The sequence below is a fragment of the Reyranella sp. genome (assembly GCF_004297265.1).
In the GTDB taxonomy this organism is placed as follows: Bacteria; Pseudomonadota; Alphaproteobacteria; order Reyranellales; family Reyranellaceae; genus Reyranella.
The window spans coordinates 214,353-231,745 of the sequence record NZ_SCUT01000050.1 but is presented as its reverse complement, the minus strand read 5'-3'; the positions used below and the strand labels follow the sequence as shown (position 1 = coordinate 231,745).

The following is a 17,393-nucleotide window of genomic DNA, read 5'->3' as shown; positions in this document are numbered from 1 at the left end:
GCCCGGTCGCAGACCCACCCGGTCAAAACAGGAGTTCCCGATGATCGACTTCGCAGCCCGAGCGCGCGGCTGATGTTCAGCCTCGTCTTCACCCGGCGTTACAGCATGGCGCACCGGCTGATCGCCGACGCCAGCAGCAAATGCGCCATTCCCCACGGTCACAACGAACAGGTGATCGCCCGCATCCAGCCCGTCGCGCCGCAGCGCCTCGACGGCGACGCCAACATGGTGGCGCCGTTCGATCGCGCCAAGGCGCGCTGGCACCGCTTCATCGACGACCGGGTCGACCACGCTTTTCAGTTGGGCGAGCGCGACCCGATGATCGACTGGTTCCGCGCGCACGAGCGGGAGCGGCTGTCGCGCCTGCTGGTGACGCCCGGCGATCCGACGACCGAGATGCTGGCCGCCTGCTTCATGGCCAAGCTCAACGCCTTCCTCGCGGCCGACGGCAACGGGCTGCACTGCGTCGAGCTCACGGTCGAGGAGACGCCGACCAACGCGGTGACTCTCACGGGCGATCCGGCCGACGTGCTGCCCGCGCTTGGTGGCGGCGGCTGGTGGGTGCGCGCCGACGACAGCATCAACGATCTGGCGCCGTCATGAGCGCCATCCGCATCTCGGAGATCTTCGGACCGACGGTGCAGGGCGAGGGCGCGCTGATCGGCAAGCCGACCGTCTTCGTGCGCACCGGCGGCTGCGACTATCGCTGCACCTGGTGCGACACGCTCTATGCCGTGCTGCCGGAATACCGCCACGACTGGCGGCCGATGGAACCGGAGGCGATCCTCGCGAAAGTCGATGACCTGACCGGCGGCGCACCGGTGCTGGTGACGATCTCCGGCGGCAATCCCGCGATCCAGCCGCTGGGTCCCCTGATCGAGCAGGGCCACGCGCGCGGCCATCGCTTCGCGATGGAGACCCAGGGCAGCGTCGCCGCCGCCTGGTTCGCCACGCTCGACCATCTCGTCCTCTCGCCCAAGCCGCCCTCGTCCGGCATGGAAACCGACTGGTCCGCCTTCCACGCCTGCCTCGCCGCCGCGCAGGGCGGACCGCAGACCGTGCTCAAGGTCGCCGTCTTCGACGAGGCCGACTACGCCTTCGCCCGCGCCGCCTCGGCGCGACACCCGTCACTGCCGGTCTATCTCTCCATCGGCAACCACACGCCCGGCGAGCCCAACGAGGCCGGCCGCGACGGCGTCGACCAGAAGGGCCTCATGGCCCGCTTCCGCTGGCTGGTCGACCGCGTGGCGCAGGACCGCTGGTTCGCCGCGACCGTGCTGCCGCAGTTGCACGTGCTCGCCTGGGGCAACGAGCGCGGGGTGTAGCGCGAAGACGCTCAATGGAGCGCGCCACTCCAGTGGCGCTCATACTGCATCGACAGCAAGACTTGAGCGCCACTGGAGTGGCGCGCTCCATTGAGCTTACCCCCGCAACACCACCCCCGCCTTCGCATCCGTCAGCCGTCCCTGCTCCCAGGTGAGTGCGCCGTTCACCACCGTGTATTCGACGCCGCGGGAGGGCATGACGATGCGCTTGGCGCCGCCGGGGAGGTCGTGGCGGCGTTCGCCGTGGTTGCTGGAGCCGATCGCCGACGGATCGAAGATCGCGATGTCGGCGGGCGCGCCTTTCCGCAGGCGGCCGCGGTCCTTCAGGCCAAAGAGATCGGCGGGATCGGAGGTGAGCTTGCGCACGCCTTCCTCCAGGGTGATCGCCTGCTTCTCGCGCACCCAGGTGCCCAGCAGGTAGGTCGGGTAGCCGGCGTCGCACAGCATGTCGACATGCGCGCCGCCGTCGCCCAGCGCCATCAGGATGGCGGGGTTGTTCAGGAGCTCGCGCATGCGGTCCTCGCGCGTGTTCCACGAGGAGATGGTGAGCTCGGTGTCGAGATCGTCGGCCAGCACCGTGTCGAGGAAGGCGTCGACGCTGTCCTTGCCCTGCTCCTGCGCGATCTCGGCGATCGACTTGCGCTCGAGGTGCTTCAGCGCCGGATTGCGCACGTCGTGGACGACGACCCGGCGCCAGTCGCTGAAGCCGGTCGGATTCTTCAGGTCGGCCTTGAACTGGTTGCGGAACGCCGGATCGGCATAGACCTTCTTTTGCGCCGCCTTCGAGGTGTCGGCGAAGACGCGCTTCCAGGCCGGAAAGGCGGCGAAGGCGAAGGGATTGTCCATGTTGCATTCGCGCGTGAGCGGCAGCGGCGAGGTCTGCGGCCGCGCGCCCTTGGCGATCATCGGCGCCGCGCGGCGCAAGGTGTCGCGCACCGCCTCGGGAATGTCGTCGCGGTCGAACAGCGCGATGAAGGTCACCGGCCGGCCGCTCTCCTCCAGCAGGAAGTCCAGCAGCTCGCACTGGTCCTGTTCCAGCACGCCGACCTGGCGCGTGAGCGCGATCTCGATGGCGCCCCGGCCGCGCTGCTTCAGCTGGTTGGCGTAGGCCTTCATCTCCTCGCGGCTGGCGTTGCGGCAGGCGAGCGGCTTGCCCTCGAAGCCCATATGCTGGTTGAGCGTGGTCGAGGAGAAGCCCAGCGCGCCGGCGTCCATCGCCTCGCCGATCAGCTTCGCGATCTGGTGCGTCTCCTCCGGCGTCGCCGCGCGCTCCATCGAGGCCTCGCCCATCACGTAGTGGCGGAACGGCGTCAGCGGCGCGATGAAGGCGAGGTTGAGCGACGGCTTGCGCGCCGCCGCCGCGTCCATGAATTCGGGGAAGGTCTCCCAGTCCCAGGTGATGCCCTTGTTCAGCACGTCGAAGGGGATGCCCTCGACGTTCACCAGGTCCTTCATCGCGATCTCGCGCGTCTCGGGCCTGCAGGGCGCGATTCCGACGCCGCAATTGCCCATCACCACCGAGGTGACGCCGTGCCACGAGGAGGGCGTCACCGCCCCGTCCCAGCAGATCTGCGCGTCGTAATGCGTGTGCGGATCAACGAAGCCCGGCGCGACGACGAGCCCGTGCGCGTCGAGGGTGCGCCTGGCGCCTTCCGTCACCTTGCCGATCTCTGCCACTTTGCCGTCAACGATCGCGACATCGGCCTGGTAGCGCGCGGCGCCGGTGCCATCGACCACGGTGCCGTTTTTGATCACGAGGTCGTAGCTCATTGTGCGTTTCCTCCCAGAAACTTCTGGGAGAAACGCTACCACCGGTGGCCGGCCATGCCACTCCCCCGAGCCGCAGAGCGCGGGTTCGCTGCGCCTGCTTTGTTGCGGCCGCTCAGCCCGGGATTTCCGGCTGCACCAGCTGCGCCAGCAGGGTCAGCGATTCCTGCCAGCCGAGGTAACAGGCCTCGGTCGGGATGACGGCGGGGATGCCCTCCTGGACGATCTCGATCTCGGTGCCGACCGACACCTTGCGCAGGACGATCGTGGTCTGCATCTCGCCGGGCAGGTTGGGATCGTCGAACTTGTCGGTGTGGCGGATGCGCTCGTTGGGCACCAGCTCGACGAAGGTGCCGCCGAAGGAATGGCTGTTGCCCGACGAGAAGTTGGTGAAGGACATGCGGTAGCTTCCGCCCACCCTCGCGTCCATCGAGTGGACGTGGCCGGTGAAGCCGTGCGGCGGCAGCCACTTGGCCATGGCGTCGGCGTCGAGGAAGGCGCGGTAGATGCGCTCGGGCGGGGCGGTCAGCACGCGGTGCAGGCGGACGGTTCCGGTCTCATTCGACATGGGTCTGATCCTCCTTCTGGGCGCAGTCTCCCCCGGACCGGACCTGCCTTCAAAATAGCTTCACTAAGGTCTGGCATTAGGTCCGTCGTGCCGACCAAGCTCATCGACGTCTTCCTGCGCGACGAATATCTCCGCTCCTATTCGATCGTCCTGGGCTTCGTGAACGCCCCGATCTTCGACCAGGATTACGTCGACCGCGCCCGCGCGCAGATGCAGGCCGACGGCTGGTCGGCGGAGGAAGTCCGGCAGGCCCGCTTCGTGGTCCGCGACGACGATTAGAGGCTTTTGGCCTCCCCATTCAAATGGGGAGGTGTCGTCGTCTTACGACGACGGAGGGGTCAGAGGCGGCCGTTCGTCCTTCGGCGCTCCCGGACATTGCAAGCAATGTCCTGACGCTCAGGAGGCCGAGCGAAGCTCGGCCTACGCCGACGTCATGACGCCCGCGAGCGCGGTGTAGGTCAGGGTCCAGGCTTCCTTCACCTCGGGCGTGAAGTCGGGGCCGAGGCCCTGTTCCAGGGTCCACAGCAGCGCCGCGCCGACCGGCGCATAGTGCGCGGCCGTCACGCCATAGCCCTTGTGGCGCTCGCCCAGCGCCTTCACGGCCGGCAGGATCTCGTCGAGCTTGTGCAGGCTGGAGACGGCGGTGCCCAGCATCGCCATGAGCTTCACCTTCTGCTCCTTCATGTCCTGCGGGAACAGCGCGCGCACCTCGGGGGCGGTCTCGAACAGGCGGTCGTAGAACAGGTCGGCGGCGGTGCCGGCGATCGGCACGACCTTCTTGAAGCTCGTCTGGACCAGTTCGATCTGCTGCGGTGTCATCGGCGGAGTCCCCCGTGGTGTCGGAACGGAAGAAGCAAGAGCCGCGCCATGCACAACCCACCCACCTCATCCTGAGGAGGGCGCAAAGCGCCCGTCTCGAAGGATGGGCTACAGACGTGGTGCGCGTGCCCACCCTTCGAGACGCGCTCCTGCGGAGCGCTCCTCAGGGTGAGGTCGGTGTTGGGAGCGTCTCCAAAAGTTTTCAGTTCTGAGTGACCACACCACCTCATCCTGAGGAGGCCCGAAGGGCCGTCTCGAAGGATGGGCCACAGACGGGGTGCGGGCGGTGTTGGAGAGGTCTCTAAGCCTTCACCGGCCCCGGCAGGTCGAGCCCGACCCCGCTCAGGTGCCCGAACGTCTTGTGCAGCCGCTCGACGACCGGCGCGGGGAGGGGCGGGCGCAGGATCGACTCGATGTTGGCCTTCACATGCGCCCGGTTGCCGGTGCCGAACAGGATGACGTCGGCGCCCTTCTCGTGGCGGGCATAGCGGTAGGCCGCATCGGTGATGCTTTCCGCGCCGCCCTCGGAGACGAGGAAGGCGAGCGGGTCGCCGTCGGCCCCGGCATCGGACAGCACTGACTTATCGAGCAAACCGTCCTCGACCAGCTTCGCGAACACGGCGCGGCGGTAGGCGTCGTTGCTGAAGATGTTGCGGACGACGAACATGAGAAGCGTGCCGATGCCGCGCCGCCGGGTGACCGGGAACACCTTGGTGCGCGCGCCCTGGTTCACCAGGCTGTAGGCCAGCATGATGACCTCCCACGGCGCCTCCTCGACGGCGCGCGTGAGCATCGCCTGCTCCGGATCGCGCGGCCCCGTCTCGGTGAGGCCGACATGGCGCACCTTGCCCTGCTCCTTGAGCCGCAGCAGCGCCGGCGCCAGCACGTCGCGATGATGCTCGTAGGCGGCAGGACCGACCGCGTGGAAGTGGAAGACGTCGACATGGTCGAGCCCGAGCCGCTTCAGTGACGCCTCGACCTTGCGCGTCACTGTCTCCGCCGTGTCCTCGGTCTTGAACAGCGCCTTGGTCGAGATCACGAGCTTGTCGCGGTCGTAGGCCTTCACCGCCGCGCCCACGATCTCCTCGGTGCCATAGACCTCGGCCGTGTCGAGGAAGTTGACCCCCAGATCGATCGCCGCCCGCGCGACCCCCACGCACTCGTCGAAACTCGCCCCGCGCCCCAGCCCCAGCCGGCTGTTGCCGCCACAGCCGAGCCCGGCGACGGAGACGGTGAGGCCGGTGTTTCCGAGGGGGTGGTAGTGCATTGGATAATCCTATTGATAACTAGCAACAGGTATTTCGCGCGGCGTCGCACGTGGGCTTCCGCAACGATGATGTCTCGTCGAGGCTTACTTCCGCCGCGCCAACAAGCCGAAGCGGCCAGGGCCGTCGCGGTGGGTAAAGGTCTCGATGCGCGCCAACGGGAGGATCGGTGACGGCGGTTCAGAATTCTCAAGTACGATGATCTGGGCATGGGCCTTCAGGCTCGCTAGATGCCTGTAAAAGAATTCTGCGACACTGGTTGCCTTGAGCGCTTCTTCGTCTTCGCTCAGATCCCCATGCTTCGATGTCAGGGGCTCACGGTATGTAAGGAGGGGCGTGTCGAGGACCAATAACCCAGGATGTGGAAGGTCCTTGTCGATGCAGTATTCAATGATCGCGACTTTGAAAGCCGCATGCAAAATTGCGCGAACACCTTTTCCATTGGAAGAGCGCCGCTTGCCAGCAATAGTCACATCGTTGCTGGCCAGATCGAATTGAGCTTTATCAGCATCTGGAAAATGCCAAGCCTCCAACACTTTCTTGACGGCTTCACCAAACTCGAAAGCAGTTGTCGGGTCTGGACCGGCCGGTAGGCTGTTACCATCACGCTTCGTCTTCTCTGTCTCGATCTCGGCCTTGCGAGCGGCAAGTTTGGCGCGACGATCTAGAAGTTCGAGAGTGCGAGTAATTTTCTGGCGTTTCTGAGCATATGTTTCGTAGCTCTCACGGACAGATGCTTCGCGCGGTCGAGCAGCTTCGATGTCGCGATCTAGGCTTTCGACATCATTTCTAACTTGAGACAGGGTTCTGCGTAGACCGCTTACCTCGGCTGCGAGTGAGGCAATCGTCTGAAGCAACTCGCGTTGCTCAACTTCGATCTTACGCGATTCAGCGGCCGCCGCCGCATGCGCCATCTCGATCTCATCAACCGCATGATTGTGCTGTTGCGCATCGGGTGGGGCGCCGCAGACGGGGCAGTCTAAACCTGCCATTGCCACTAGCACGTACCCCCCTTCTTCGATCGATTGCAGACGCTGCAGGTCTGATGCGTAGACGGATCGGAGTTTGTCGAAGCGCTCCAAGGTTAGGTCGAGTTCGCTTGCCCGTTCCTCGAGTTCGCTCTGACGATCGACCTTGGCGCGGCGTTCGATAACAAGGGTGTCAAGCTGACCCTGCGTTTCCTGAAGTCGCGAGAGAAGCCCGGAGGAGCTATTATCGAGGCGCTCGAGTTGTTCTTCGATTTCCTTTCGATCAGGGGCGTCCTCGCCGAGTTCGGCGTCAAGTTGGGTAATCATCTCCTCAACTAGTTCAATCTTCGCAGCTTTGGCTGCTTTGCGTTCAGCCACCTTGGGTACGGTCACCGCCGCAGAATCATCGATGCCAGTCAGTAACAGTTTGAGCAGGTTTCTCTCGAAAACGCGCTCTGCCGGGACGCCTGATGAATAGACAGGACTTTTTTCTGCAATGATATCCTCTTCTGATACCACCGCGTAAGGTGACAGCAGGTAGATCGAGAGATTGTCTTTGGTGCCATACTGGTCGCGAACGATTTTCTTGCTCGATAGTCCAATCGCCTCAAGCACTAGATGCGAAACATTGTCAGTTCTCTTGGAGTCGTGCTGCGCTTTGAGCACCTTTCCATCGTCGGGGCCGGCGCTCGAAACAAGGCCCTCGTGAATTTTGAAAGCGCCTCCGCGGGTCGAGCGATAAAGTGTGATTTCACTCGCATCCGGCATCGTGAGGCCTAGCCACACGCCATCATAGACAACGATTTCCTCGGTTTCTGGCAGAGTCTTGCTGACCCCGAGCATGAAGAGGATCGCCTTCAAGGCGAAGGATTTACCGGTATTGGATGCGCCATAGATGATATTGAGCCCTTCGTTGAACTTGAGTTCGGCGGTCTCAATGTCGGGCCCGGTGAAGGCGAGGTACTGCAGTCGGATGCCACTCATCTGAACAGACCTGCCGGGCGCTCTTCCAGGCGAAACTCAGCAGTCCAGCGACCGATACGTGTCTCGATAATCGATCGGATTTCGGATGCTGCCATTCCGCCGAAGCGAGCGGCCATCCACTTCGCTCGCGCCTTTAGTTCAGCTGAGTAGGGCGCCTGAAGCAGATCAAGGTAACTCGGTGCCTCCTGGCTGGCACAAAATTCTATTCCTAATTCTGTCTCGAACACATCGACGAGATGGACCTGTTGCATCATGCGCAGGCTTCGTTCAACGAGCTGGCGGCGCACCAGCAGCTCGCCGGCGCGGTTCGGCAAATCGGGATGAAGGCTTCGAGGCACATCTTCGCCGTCAAGGTCGCCGGTGTGGACAACTAGGTGGTCAAGCCAAGTCATCTCCATGAGGTCACAACGACGCGGATAGAATGCCTCAAGTACGATAAGCGCACGAATGCCGGTCTCAAGCGTACTGTTGAACGGATGGTTGCTTGGTGGATTATCCTCTAGCGGTGCCACGGCAAGCGTCCCTCGTTCGCGAACTGGTGGCAGGTTCCCTGCTTCACTTGGGGACCTGCATGCCGGCCAAGGATACCCGAGGGCTGCAGAATGGCCGCCTGCGTCATTACCCGGCTGAGTTTTGCTAGGCCATCGGGGTGTGTTTCGCCATGAGTTTCAACGACGCCATGGTAGATTTCGTCCTTGAACGTGACCAAGTAATCTGGAGGGGTGGAGTCGCGATAGAATCGATCGAATGCGACCGAGTCGAAAAAGCGGGTTCTCTGGTCCCTGAGATGCGTCCCAAAGGCGGGATCCGCCAGGGCGGCTGCAACGTTAGGAAATGAGCCGGGCCCCCGCTCTACGTAAAGCCGCAATAGCTGGCCAATATAAGAAGACTCGTCGGGCTGAATTTGTTCAGGTACGACTCCGCGGGGAGAACGTCCCGGGTCCTGATTGAACCACTTCACCATCGCAGGCCCGGAGGCGGTATCATTGATTAGGCGTAGGGCGTCAAACCATCCGATTTGCGTGAAATCGAAAGCGCGAATCTTAGCTGATATCTCGGTCGTAAGCAGCACGGTCTGTCCCTGCACCAACCGTCCAGCGATGTCCTCGTCCCAGCGATCAAGAAAAGCCTGCCGGAACCGCTCTGGGTGCGCCACCAATTGCCGAACATTCCTTGCTACGCCTCTAGGAGCGACGAAGAAGTACCGTCGCGGCAGGGAATAGGCTCCGGCCGCAGAATGCATGAAGATCTTCCCAAGTTCTACGAAGGCGGCTGTCTCTGAGAGGGACACATTCAATTGCTTGCACTGATAGTTGTCCCAAGGTCCTTCCATTCGACGCTCGGTTAGGTACCCAGTGACGTCACGCCCCAAATCGCCGGTGCCACGCCACAGCTCATGGGAATGGTAGTCCTTGTACCGCTGGGCCAGCCAATCATCGACGAACTCTTCCAGCTGATCTGCTTGCAATGAGCGGAGCTGGATCGCTGGATTGATGCGCAAGGTTCATCCTGGAAAGAATGGCAAGAGGTCAATCATGCCTCTAACTATCCGGATCTGTAAACGCCCACATTCCGACTTAAGCACTCTCCTCGGGGTGCTGTGCCGTTCTGCACCTTGGAGTAGCATTCAAGTGGCGGCATCCCGCAAGTAACTGAAAAGGAAGAATCGGGTGAGCTTAACAATGCCAACAGCTTGGCGATACGGTTCGCCCGGTGCGATGTCTGCGGCCGCTGCGAATGCCTTCAACTCCCTGGTTCACGCTATTGCAAGCCAAACTGGCTCGTCCTGGGCCGTCCTTGAGTTGTTCAAGGCTAAGTTCAGCGGTGGTTACTCGAAAAGCTCGAGCGAACGTTGGGCCATTAGTGATCTTCACACCATCATGATGGCAGCCGCCGAAAATGCGCCCGTCTTCATAAGCGCTTTCTGGGATGGCTGCGAGCAAGTGCGTGCGCAATATCCGGAAGTCGGACTTCCCGATCCCGATGTCGTCAATCGAATCCTCTACGAACACGATCAGCCATATGAGCTACGTCCTCCGGCATTGTTGGCCCGCTATCCGCAAGCTCCAATCCCTGTCCAAGCCCCTAAACTACCAATTGGAGATCGAGCCTACGTCCTAATTCATGCCTCGTTGGACCAAGCTGATCGACTACTCCATGAGCAGCGACCACGATAGGCCGTGCAGGAGATACTCTGGCTACTGGAAACGGTGGCTACTGCATTTCAGGGTCAGGAAAGTGGTGCTGGAACTGTCGAGGGGAAATACTTCAATGAAATCATCCGGAATCTCCGACGTAACAATCGCGGTAGCGCTCTTGCTGAAGCGCTTGGCTGGATGTCCAAGATGCATGGATTCCTGTCGTCGCCACGTGGTGGCGGCGTAAGGCACGGCACAGAACTCGCCGCGGACGTATCTCCGTCGATTAGGGAGGCCCACCTCTACTGCAATCTAACACGTAGTTATATCAATTATCTCCTCGCAGAGCTGGCTTGGCCGCCGTCACCTAGTTAGTCCGTGCTCCCAGGTCGAATCCGCCTGTTTCTTTGCTCAAAAGTGACCATCCACGAGACAGCCGTAATACCCCGCCAACCCCTCCAACACCGCCGCCCCATCGCCCTTGAACGTCGGCCCGTGCATCAGCGCGATCGTCGTTGGCTTCAGTGCGGCCAGCCGGCGTAGCGTCGGCGCGGCCATCGGCGTCGGCGGCATGAACGGCAGGCGCTCGGCGACCGCGATGGCGGGGGCGACGATGTCGCTTTCGGTGGTGGGATCGGCGGGGCCGGTCTGGGTGAAGAGGTCGCTGCTGAACAGCGTGCCGGTCGTCTCCTCGTAGATCAGGCCGGCGTCCCAGTTGTGCGGCACGTGCGGCGTGTCGAGCCAGCGCACTTTCTTTCCGCCGAGGTCGAGCACCTCGTTGTCCTTGAGCACGCGGGGCGGGCGGTCGGCCATGTCGCTGAGCCAGATGTTGCAGCCGGTCAGGCCGTGTGCCGGCTGGGCGTTGGGCGCGGCGGCGAGCCACTGGTTGAGCGCACCGCTCTCGTCGCCCTCGACATGGGAGCAGGTCGTCCAGCGCAGCCTGTCGAGCGGGATCACGGTCTTCACCGCCTCGACGATCAGCGGGAAGAGGCTGCGCTGGCCGTAGTGGAAGAGCAGCGGCTCGTCGGCGTCGATCAGGAACTGGTTGAAGGTGAAGCCGGTCGGCCCGACGGCGTTCACGAAGGTCGAGAGCCGGTAGATGCTGGGGGCGATTTCGGCTATGCTGGTTCTCATCAGGGCCTCCCTTGGCGGGCCGCCGGATCAAGTCGAAAATCCGGCGAACAAACGAAACAATCGAAATAGACGAAGCGGACGAAACGGAAAAACGGCATTTCCTGGCAGGTAGTATATTACCGCATTCACAATAATATTGCGTGTCCGCGCCCCTGGAAGAACCTTCCAAAAAGCCGTCAGGGCAGCGGCTGCCAGATCGTGCTGCGCACCTCGCCGAACTCGCGCGGCAGCTTGGTCCAGCTCTCGCCGCCGTCGCTCGAGCGGAAGAGCTGGCCCAGGTTGGAGCAGACGAAGATCAGCTTGGGGTTCGAGGGATGCGTCGCCACCGTCCAAGGCGTCGAGTTGAGCTCGCCGGGCAGGTTGGCGTCCGTCCAGTGGGCGCCATGGTCGGTGCTGCGCAGCAGCCGTCCGGTCGAGCCCGGCGGGCCGTTGCCGTTGGTGAGGAACACCGTCGCATCGCCGTCGGCGCGGGGCACGATGGTGCGGGTGTATTGCCAGGGCGAGTCGAGTTCCTGGAAGGCGAAGGTCTCGCCATTGTCGCGGCTGAGGTTCAGGCCGCGGTTGGTCGTGGCGTAGACGAGCTTGGCTCCGTTCCGGATCACGGCGAGTCCGTGGATGTCCTCGGAGTTGATGCCCTGGCCGACCTTCTTCCAGCTGCGGCCGCGATCTGTCGAGCGGTGCACGCCGTCGATCTCGACGCCGGCCCACAGCGTGTCCCTGTCGACCGGATCGAACAGGATCTGCGTCACCCGCGGCTTGCCCACGAAGATGCAGGCGTCGGCGAAGGTGCCTTGCGCCGGGGTGAAGCTCTTGCCGCCGTCGGTCGAGACGAAGATGGCGGCGGGCTGGGTGCCGACCACGATCAGGTCGGGATCGTCGGGCGCCTGCGCCATCGCCCAGATGTCGTAACCGTCCAGCACCGAGGGCAGGTGCGTCCATTTCTGGTCGGTCTCGTTCCAGCGGTAGAGGCCGGAATCGGTGCCGGCCAGCACCTCGCCGGGCCGCTGCGGATGCGCCGACAGCGCCCAGACCCTCGCCTCGAGATAGAGGCCGGATTCGATATAGGGCCGGATCCAGGTCTCACCGTCGTCGCGGCTGAACCACACCGACATGCCGGCCGTGCCGACACAGAGCAGGTTGGGCATCGTTTCCTCTCGTTCTTATTCGACGGGGCTATAGTCGACAGCCCCGGCCTCGCAGGCAAGCACGGGCCGTGCCCTTGCCTCCCTCGGCGAATTGAACGACAGTCGCCGGCAACCGCGCGGGGTCAAAGGCGTGGAACCAGGGAGTCTCAGATGAAATTCACCGCACTTCTCGGAATGGCGGCGGCGTTGGTCGTCGGCAGCACGGGTATCGCCTCGGCGCAGACGGCCGCGCCGGCGCAGCTCGACACCAAGAAGTTCAACGTGATCGGCACGTGGAACTTCCTCAACATCAACAAAAAGGTCGAACAGCCGTTCTGGAGCGAGCAGCTCGGCGCGGCTTCGGGCGGCAAGCTGACCGGCAACATCAAGTCGATCACCGAGCTCAACCTCAAGGGCACCGAGGTGCTGCGGCTGCTGAAGACCGGCGTCTACGACGTGGCGCATGCGCTGCCGATCTACGTCGACGACGGCGCCGCCGTGTTCGAGGGCTCGGACCTGTCGGGCGTGGCGGCGAGCGTCGCCCAGCAGCGCGAGATCCTGAACCTCTGGATGCCCGAGATGCAGAAGGTGATGCGCGACAAGTTCGGCTCGATGATCGTATCGACCTTCGCCTTCCCGCAGCAGGTCTTCTTCTGCCGCGACGAGATCTCCAGCCTGGCCGACATCAAGGGCAAGAAGGTGCGGGTGCAGGGCGTCTCGCAGTCCGACCTGGTGAAGGCGCTGGGCGGCGCGGCGGTCACCATCCCGTTCGGCGAGGTCGTGCCGGCGCTGGAGAAGGGCGTCGTCGATTGCGGCATCACCGGCACGCTGCCGGGCTACCAGGCGAAGTGGCCGGAGGTGGTGAAGACCGTCGTCGACGTGTCGCTGGGCTACACCGCGGGCTTCGTCGCCGTGAACCTCAACGCCTGGAACAAGCTCTCCAAGCCCACCCAGGAATTCATGACGGGCCAGTTCAAGAAGCTCGAAGAGGCCGCCTGGGCCAGCGTCGAGTCCGACACCAAGGAAGGCATCGCCTGCGATACCGGCAACGGCCCGTGCTCGGTCGGCCCGCCGGCCAAGCTGAAGCTGGTGATGCCGACGGACGCCGACCGCGCCCTGGTCAAGAAGGCGCTGAACGACGTCGTGCTGCCCGAATGGGCCAAGCGCTGCGGCGCGGAGTGCGCGGCCAAGTGGACCGAGATGGTCGGCAAGCGCTACGGCCTCGTCGCCAAGGCGAACTGAGCTTCGCCCCGCGGCCGCCCTTCGGAGAGGGGAATAGATGGAACGTCTGTGGCGCGGCGCGTCGGCCCTCGCCCTCTGGGGAGCCTGGGCCGGCGGCGCCATGATCCTGCTGGCGGCCGTCGTCGTCACGGTCGAGGTGATCAGCCGCAAGCTGCTCGCCTTCGCCTTCTCGGGCTCCGACGAGATCGCGGCCTATCTCTTCGCGGTCGGCACCTCGTGGTCGCTGGCGCACGTGCTGGTGACGCGCGGCCATGTCCGCATCGACGTGCTCTACGGCGCGCTCGGGCCGCGGATGCGGGCGGCCTTCGATCTGGTGGCGATCGCGGGCCTCGCCATCCTCGTCCTGGCCATCGTCGACCGCGCCGGCGAGATCTTCCTCGACAATCTCTCCGGCGGGAACCGCTCCAACACGCCGCTGCGCATCCCGCTCGCCTGGCCGCAGGCGCCGTGGTTCGCGGGCTTCGTCCTGTTCCTCGCCGTCACCGGGCTCGCCTTCTTGCGCAGCCTGCTCGCGCTGCTGCGCGGCGACGTCGGCACGGTCGCGGCCACCATCGGCGTGCCGTCGCAGGACGAGGAAGTGAAGGGCGAGCTGGGCTCGCTGGGGATCGGCACCGGCTCGGGCGCGGGGCGGTAACGATGCTCGGCACCGCGCTCCTTCTCCTCGTCGCCCTGCTGGCGGTCAGCGTCCCGGTCGCCGCCGTCATGGGCGTGCTGGGCCTCGCGCTCAACCAGTTCTTCTCGTCCATCCCGCTCTATCTCGCGATGGGCGACATCGTGTGGAACGCCAGTTCCGAATACATCCTGATTGCCATCCCGATGTTCGTGATGCTGGGCGAGATCCTGCTGCGCTCGGGCATCGCCCATCGCGTCTATGCCGCCATCGCGACCTGGCTCTCCTGGCTGCCGGGCGGCCTGATGCATGCCAATATCGGCACCTGCGCGATGTTCGCCGCGACCTCCGGGTCGAGCGTCGCCACAGCCGCCACGGTCGGCGTCGTGGCCCTGCCGCAGGTGAAGATCCGCCGCTACGACGAGCCGCTGTTCCTCGGCACGCTGGCGGCCGGCGGCACGCTCGGCATCCTCATTCCGCCGTCGATCAACTTCATCCTCTACGGGCTGCTGACCCAGACCTCGGTGCCGCGTCTCTATCTGGCGGGCATGATCCCCGGCCTGCTGCTCACCGGCTTGTTCATGTCGATCATCCTCGTCTACTGCCTGATCTGGCCGGCCAAGGGCGGCACGCCGGTGGAGAGCAGCTGGCGCGAGCGACTCGGCAGCCTGAAGGACCTGGTGGCGCCGCTGTTCATCTTCGGCGTCGTGGTCGGCTCGATCTATGCCGGCTGGGCCACGCCCACGGAGGCGGCCTCCATGGGCGTCTTCGCGGCGCTGGTGCTGGCCGCCTGGGAGCGCGCGCTCTCCTGGCCGATGATCAAGGCGGTGTTCGAGGGCACGATGCGCACGACCGCGATGATCATGCTGATCATCATCGCCGCGCAGTTCCTGAACTTCGTGCTGGCCAATATCGGCGTCACCGACGGCGTGGCCAAGGCGATCGAGGCGCTGGGGCTCGGCAAGGTCGGCACCATGCTGCTGCTGATCGTGTTCTACCTGATCCTCGGCTGCTTCATGGAGACGATCTCCATGATGATCCTGACGACGCCGTTCGTGTTCCCGATCGTGGTCGGCCTGGGCTGGGATCCGATCTGGTGGGGCATCGTGCTCACCATCCTGATCGAGGCGGCGCTGGTGACGCCGCCGGTCGGCCTCAACCTCTACGTCGTGCAGAGCCTGCGCACGGGCGGCGCCATCGCCGACGTGATCCGCGGCGCCCTGCCGTTCGTGGCCGCGATGCTGGGCCTGATCCTGCTGCTGATGGCCTTCCCCGACATCGCGCTCGGCCTCCCGCGCCTGGTGATGGGCTGACCCAGTCGAGTCGCTTCCTCCCCATTCAAATGGGGAGGTGCCCGCGTAATCGCGGGCGGAGGGGTCATAGGCTGCATGACCCCATCGCCCCCACAAGACGGGGGCACTTCCCCATCTGAATGGGGAAGCAATTGATTGCTTAGTTCGCGAGGATGCGGAGCAGCACCTTATTGAACGCCTCCGCCGCCTCGTACGCCACCCAATGCCCGGCGCCCGGGATGACGTTCATCTCGAAATCCGGCTGCAGGGCGCGGAAGAGGTCGATGCGTTCCTGGATGTGCGGATAGGTCGTCGAATCGAACTCGCCCCAGATGCCGATGAGCGGCGTCTTCACGCGCGGCAGCACCTCGCTGAGCTTGAAGGCCTGGCCCATGATGCGGCTGCGCGTCTTGGCGCGCGTGGTGTTGAGGATCTGCATGTGGATCGCGATGCCGTCGACGCTCTTCGGATCGTGCAGCATCAGGATCTCGAGATTGCGCCGCGCCTCGGCCGCCAGAATCTCGGGCGGCATCTCGGGCAGCAGCTTGTGCAGCTTGGGGCCGGGCTTGCGCGTGGCCTTGAGGCCGCCGGCGCCGACCAGCGCGATGCGCTTGATTCGATCCTCGAACAGCGTCGCGATGTGGCCCGAGACCATGCCGCCGAAGGAGAAGCCCGCGATGGCGAAGTCCCGGTCCTTCGGCAGCAGCGCCTTCATCGCGGCCTCGACGCAATGCGTCACCGACCAGATGTCGTTCACGTCGTCGGGCGGGTCGCTGTCGCCGAGCCCGGGCAGGTCGGCGGCGTAGACGCTGAAATGCTCGGAGAGCGGCAGGACGTTGCGGATCCAGTGGATCCACGAGCCCGAGCCGCCATGGAACAGCAGCAGGATCGGCTTGTGGGCTGCGGCGCCGAAGACGTGCCACATCATCTTCCCGGTACCGCCGGCGCTGCGTGGGCCCATCGGCACACGCACGATCTCCGACTTCGCGGCGACCTCTTCGATGTGTTCGGCAGCGGTGCGGCCGTCCGACATTCGCGGGACGGCGGAGTAATCGAGACTCATGCCTTGATCGCACCCAACAGACGTTCGACGAATTCCGGCGCCTTCTTGCGGTCGATCCAGCGCAACACGGTGACGAGGTCGTTCTCGGGATCGATCCAGACGATGTGGCTGCCCCAGCCCAGCGCGAAGTAGCTGCTCTCCGACGCGGCGGCGAACTGCCTGCGGCCGGTGTTCAGCCACCACATCAGCCCGTAGAAGGGCGCGACCGGGCAGGGCTTCACCAGCTCACTTGTCCAGCCCTCGGGCAGGATCCGCTTTCCGTCCCACACGCCGCCCTGCGCCACCAGCCGTCCCATCAGCGAGAGGTCGCGCGCCGAGATGACGATGCCGCCACCCCAGTGGCCGCCGCCCGGCACCGACAGCATCTGCTTGCCGTCGATCGTGTCGTAGGAGTTGCGGTAGCCGTCCCACTTCCAGGTCTGCGAGCCGCCGATCGGGTCCATGATGCGCCGCTTCAGCACCTGCGGCAGCGGCTCCCGGAAGACCTGCAGCAGCGAGCGCGAGAGCCGGTTCACCCGGACGTCGTTGTATTCGTAGAAGGTGCCCGGCTTCTTCATCGCGCGCCGCGTGCCCTTGGGCGCGTCGGCGACGGCGACGCCGACCACGCGATTGTGGTCGATGCGGTCTTCCTTGCCGAAGACGGTGCCCGACCATTCGCTGGTCTGGGTCAGCAGGTGGCGCCAGGTGATGTCCCGGTTCTGCTCGCTGGTGAACCCGTCGTCGAGCGCGTATCCCGCGACCTTGTCGTCGAGGCTTCTGATCAGCCCGTCGCCCAGCGCGAGGCCCGCGAGCAGCGCGAGGTAGCTCTTGGCCACGCTGAAGGTCATGTCGGCGCGGTCGACATCGCCCCATTCGGCGATCTTCTCAGCCCCGCGATAGACCAGGCCGGCCGGCCCGCCGCGCGGCGTCACCGGTCCCAGCACCTCGTTGTCGGGTGCTTTCTCGCCCGAATCGTAGGTCATCACGAACTGCCCGTCGGGCATGTACATGCTGGCGGGCCAGTTGGACTGGGCGGCCAGGGCGAAGGCTACGGCGTCGTTCAGGTCGTTCATGCCCGCAATCAACATTGGAGCCCGTCCGGGAGCAAGCGTAGA

Annotated in this window: 17 protein-coding genes; 6 read left to right on the top strand and 11 right to left on the bottom strand. The window is 64.4% G+C overall.

The window, feature by feature from the left end:
* Positions 1 to 72: 72 nt before the first annotated feature.
* Both EPO41_RS22720 and queE read left to right on the top strand, forming a co-directional pair.
* On the top strand, positions 73 to 603 hold the full coding sequence (locus EPO41_RS22720; protein WP_296330152.1) for a 6-carboxytetrahydropterin synthase: 531 nt from the start codon (positions 73 to 75) through the stop codon (positions 601 to 603).
* Complete coding sequence (queE, locus tag EPO41_RS22715; protein WP_296330149.1) at positions 600 to 1,325, top strand: 7-carboxy-7-deazaguanine synthase QueE; 726 nt, start codon at positions 600 to 602, stop codon at positions 1,323 to 1,325. Before EPO41_RS22720 ends, queE begins: the two co-directional genes overlap by 4 nt.
* Positions 1,326 to 1,421: 96 nt before the next feature.
* Here queE and EPO41_RS22710 read toward each other — a convergent pair whose 3' ends face one another.
* The gene (locus tag EPO41_RS22710; protein ID WP_296330146.1) at positions 1,422 to 3,095 is read right to left on the bottom strand and encodes an amidohydrolase family protein; all 1,674 of its coding nucleotides are present in this window, start codon (positions 3,093 to 3,095) and stop codon (positions 1,422 to 1,424) included.
* A gap of 112 nt (positions 3,096 to 3,207) precedes the next feature.
* Positions 3,208 to 3,660 (bottom strand): SRPBCC family protein, encoded by a 453-nt coding sequence (locus EPO41_RS22705; RefSeq protein ID WP_296330143.1) that lies wholly within the window; start codon positions 3,658 to 3,660, stop codon positions 3,208 to 3,210.
* Between the two features lie 87 nt (positions 3,661 to 3,747).
* On the opposite strand from EPO41_RS22705, the gene EPO41_RS22700 reads away from it, so the two are divergent.
* Entirely contained in the window at positions 3,748 to 3,939 is a 192-nt protein-coding gene (locus tag EPO41_RS22700) for a hypothetical protein (protein ID WP_296330141.1), read from the top strand.
* A 141-nt stretch (positions 3,940 to 4,080) separates the two neighbouring features.
* Here the strand turns inward: EPO41_RS22700 and EPO41_RS22695 are convergent, their stop codons facing one another.
* From EPO41_RS22695 to EPO41_RS22665, 7 genes are all read right to left on the bottom strand, one after another.
* Positions 4,081 to 4,479: a globin family protein gene (locus EPO41_RS22695; protein WP_296330140.1), complete on the bottom strand. Its 399-nt coding sequence runs from the start codon at positions 4,477 to 4,479 to the stop codon at positions 4,081 to 4,083.
* A gap of 301 nt (positions 4,480 to 4,780) precedes the next feature.
* Positions 4,781 to 5,746, bottom strand: coding sequence for an aldo/keto reductase (locus tag EPO41_RS22690; RefSeq protein WP_296330138.1), 966 nt, complete (start codon positions 5,744 to 5,746; stop codon positions 4,781 to 4,783).
* A gap of 84 nt (positions 5,747 to 5,830) precedes the next feature.
* Complete coding sequence (locus tag EPO41_RS22685) at positions 5,831 to 7,696, bottom strand: hypothetical protein (protein ID WP_296330136.1); 1,866 nt, start codon at positions 7,694 to 7,696, stop codon at positions 5,831 to 5,833.
* Positions 7,693 to 8,208 carry an ABC-three component system middle component 2 gene (locus EPO41_RS22680; protein WP_296330133.1) on the bottom strand — a complete coding sequence of 172 codons (516 nt, stop codon included), beginning with the start codon at positions 8,206 to 8,208 and terminating at the stop codon, positions 7,693 to 7,695. The genes EPO41_RS22685 and EPO41_RS22680 overlap by 4 nt, the downstream gene beginning before the upstream one ends.
* Positions 8,196 to 9,197 (bottom strand): ABC-three component system protein, encoded by a 1,002-nt coding sequence (locus tag EPO41_RS22675; RefSeq protein WP_296330130.1) that lies wholly within the window; start codon positions 9,195 to 9,197, stop codon positions 8,196 to 8,198. The genes EPO41_RS22680 and EPO41_RS22675 overlap by 13 nt, the downstream gene beginning before the upstream one ends.
* Positions 9,198 to 10,245: 1,048 nt before the next feature.
* On the bottom strand, positions 10,246 to 10,968 hold the full coding sequence (locus EPO41_RS22670) for an MBL fold metallo-hydrolase (RefSeq protein ID WP_296330127.1): 723 nt from the start codon (positions 10,966 to 10,968) through the stop codon (positions 10,246 to 10,248).
* 176 nt (positions 10,969 to 11,144) lie between these two features.
* The gene (locus EPO41_RS22665) at positions 11,145 to 12,113 is read right to left on the bottom strand and encodes a hypothetical protein (protein WP_296330124.1); all 969 of its coding nucleotides are present in this window, start codon (positions 12,111 to 12,113) and stop codon (positions 11,145 to 11,147) included.
* Between the two features lie 150 nt (positions 12,114 to 12,263).
* On the opposite strand from EPO41_RS22665, the gene EPO41_RS22660 reads away from it, so the two are divergent.
* Genes EPO41_RS22660 through EPO41_RS22650 form a run of 3 tightly spaced genes read left to right on the top strand, consistent with a single transcriptional unit; the run spans position 12,264 to position 15,257 of the window.
* Positions 12,264 to 13,334: a TRAP transporter substrate-binding protein gene (locus EPO41_RS22660; protein WP_296330122.1), complete on the top strand. Its 1,071-nt coding sequence runs from the start codon at positions 12,264 to 12,266 to the stop codon at positions 13,332 to 13,334.
* A 37-nt stretch (positions 13,335 to 13,371) separates the two neighbouring features.
* A complete protein-coding gene (locus EPO41_RS22655) occupies positions 13,372 to 13,968 on the top strand; it encodes a TRAP transporter small permease (protein WP_296330119.1) in 597 nt (198 codons plus the stop codon).
* 2 nt (positions 13,969 to 13,970) lie between these two features.
* A complete protein-coding gene (locus EPO41_RS22650; RefSeq protein ID WP_296330114.1) occupies positions 13,971 to 15,257 on the top strand; it encodes a TRAP transporter large permease in 1,287 nt (428 codons plus the stop codon).
* A gap of 139 nt (positions 15,258 to 15,396) precedes the next feature.
* On the opposite strand, the gene EPO41_RS22645 is transcribed toward EPO41_RS22650, so the two are convergent.
* Together EPO41_RS22645 and EPO41_RS22640 are read right to left on the bottom strand one after the other, a co-directional pair.
* Positions 15,397 to 16,299, bottom strand: coding sequence for an alpha/beta hydrolase (locus tag EPO41_RS22645; protein WP_296330111.1), 903 nt, complete (start codon positions 16,297 to 16,299; stop codon positions 15,397 to 15,399).
* Entirely contained in the window at positions 16,296 to 17,351 is a 1,056-nt protein-coding gene (locus EPO41_RS22640) for a serine hydrolase (protein ID WP_296330107.1), read from the bottom strand. The genes EPO41_RS22645 and EPO41_RS22640 overlap by 4 nt, the downstream gene beginning before the upstream one ends.
* Positions 17,352 to 17,393: the final 42 nt, after the last annotated feature.

What these genes read in the sequence shown, in the direction of transcription:
- EPO41_RS22720 (WP_296330152.1), top strand. Translation starts at nt 73, where the DNA reads ATGTTCAGCCTCGTCTTCACCCGGCGTTACAGCATGGCGCACCGGCTG.
- queE (WP_296330149.1), top strand. Translation starts at nt 600, where the DNA reads ATGAGCGCCATCCGCATCTCGGAGATCTTCGGACCGACGGTGCAGGGC.
- EPO41_RS22710 (WP_296330146.1), bottom strand. Translation starts at nt 3,095, where the DNA reads ATGAGCTACGACCTCGTGATCAAAAACGGCACCGTGGTCGATGGCACC.
- EPO41_RS22705 (WP_296330143.1), bottom strand. Translation starts at nt 3,660, where the DNA reads ATGTCGAATGAGACCGGAACCGTCCGCCTGCACCGCGTGCTGACCGCC.
- EPO41_RS22695 (WP_296330140.1), bottom strand. Translation starts at nt 4,479, where the DNA reads ATGACACCGCAGCAGATCGAACTGGTCCAGACGAGCTTCAAGAAGGTC.
- EPO41_RS22690 (WP_296330138.1), bottom strand. Translation starts at nt 5,746, where the DNA reads ATGCACTACCACCCCCTCGGAAACACCGGCCTCACCGTCTCCGTCGCC.
- EPO41_RS22685 (WP_296330136.1), bottom strand. Translation starts at nt 7,696, where the DNA reads ATGAGTGGCATCCGACTGCAGTACCTCGCCTTCACCGGGCCCGACATT.
- EPO41_RS22670 (WP_296330127.1), bottom strand. Translation starts at nt 10,968, where the DNA reads ATGAGAACCAGCATAGCCGAAATCGCCCCCAGCATCTACCGGCTCTCG.
- EPO41_RS22665 (WP_296330124.1), bottom strand. Translation starts at nt 12,113, where the DNA reads ATGCCCAACCTGCTCTGTGTCGGCACGGCCGGCATGTCGGTGTGGTTC.
- EPO41_RS22660 (WP_296330122.1), top strand. Translation starts at nt 12,264, where the DNA reads ATGAAATTCACCGCACTTCTCGGAATGGCGGCGGCGTTGGTCGTCGGC.
- EPO41_RS22655 (WP_296330119.1), top strand. Translation starts at nt 13,372, where the DNA reads ATGGAACGTCTGTGGCGCGGCGCGTCGGCCCTCGCCCTCTGGGGAGCC.
- EPO41_RS22650 (WP_296330114.1), top strand. Translation starts at nt 13,971, where the DNA reads ATGCTCGGCACCGCGCTCCTTCTCCTCGTCGCCCTGCTGGCGGTCAGC.
- EPO41_RS22645 (WP_296330111.1), bottom strand. Translation starts at nt 16,299, where the DNA reads ATGAGTCTCGATTACTCCGCCGTCCCGCGAATGTCGGACGGCCGCACC.
- EPO41_RS22640 (WP_296330107.1), bottom strand. Translation starts at nt 17,351, where the DNA reads ATGAACGACCTGAACGACGCCGTAGCCTTCGCCCTGGCCGCCCAGTCC.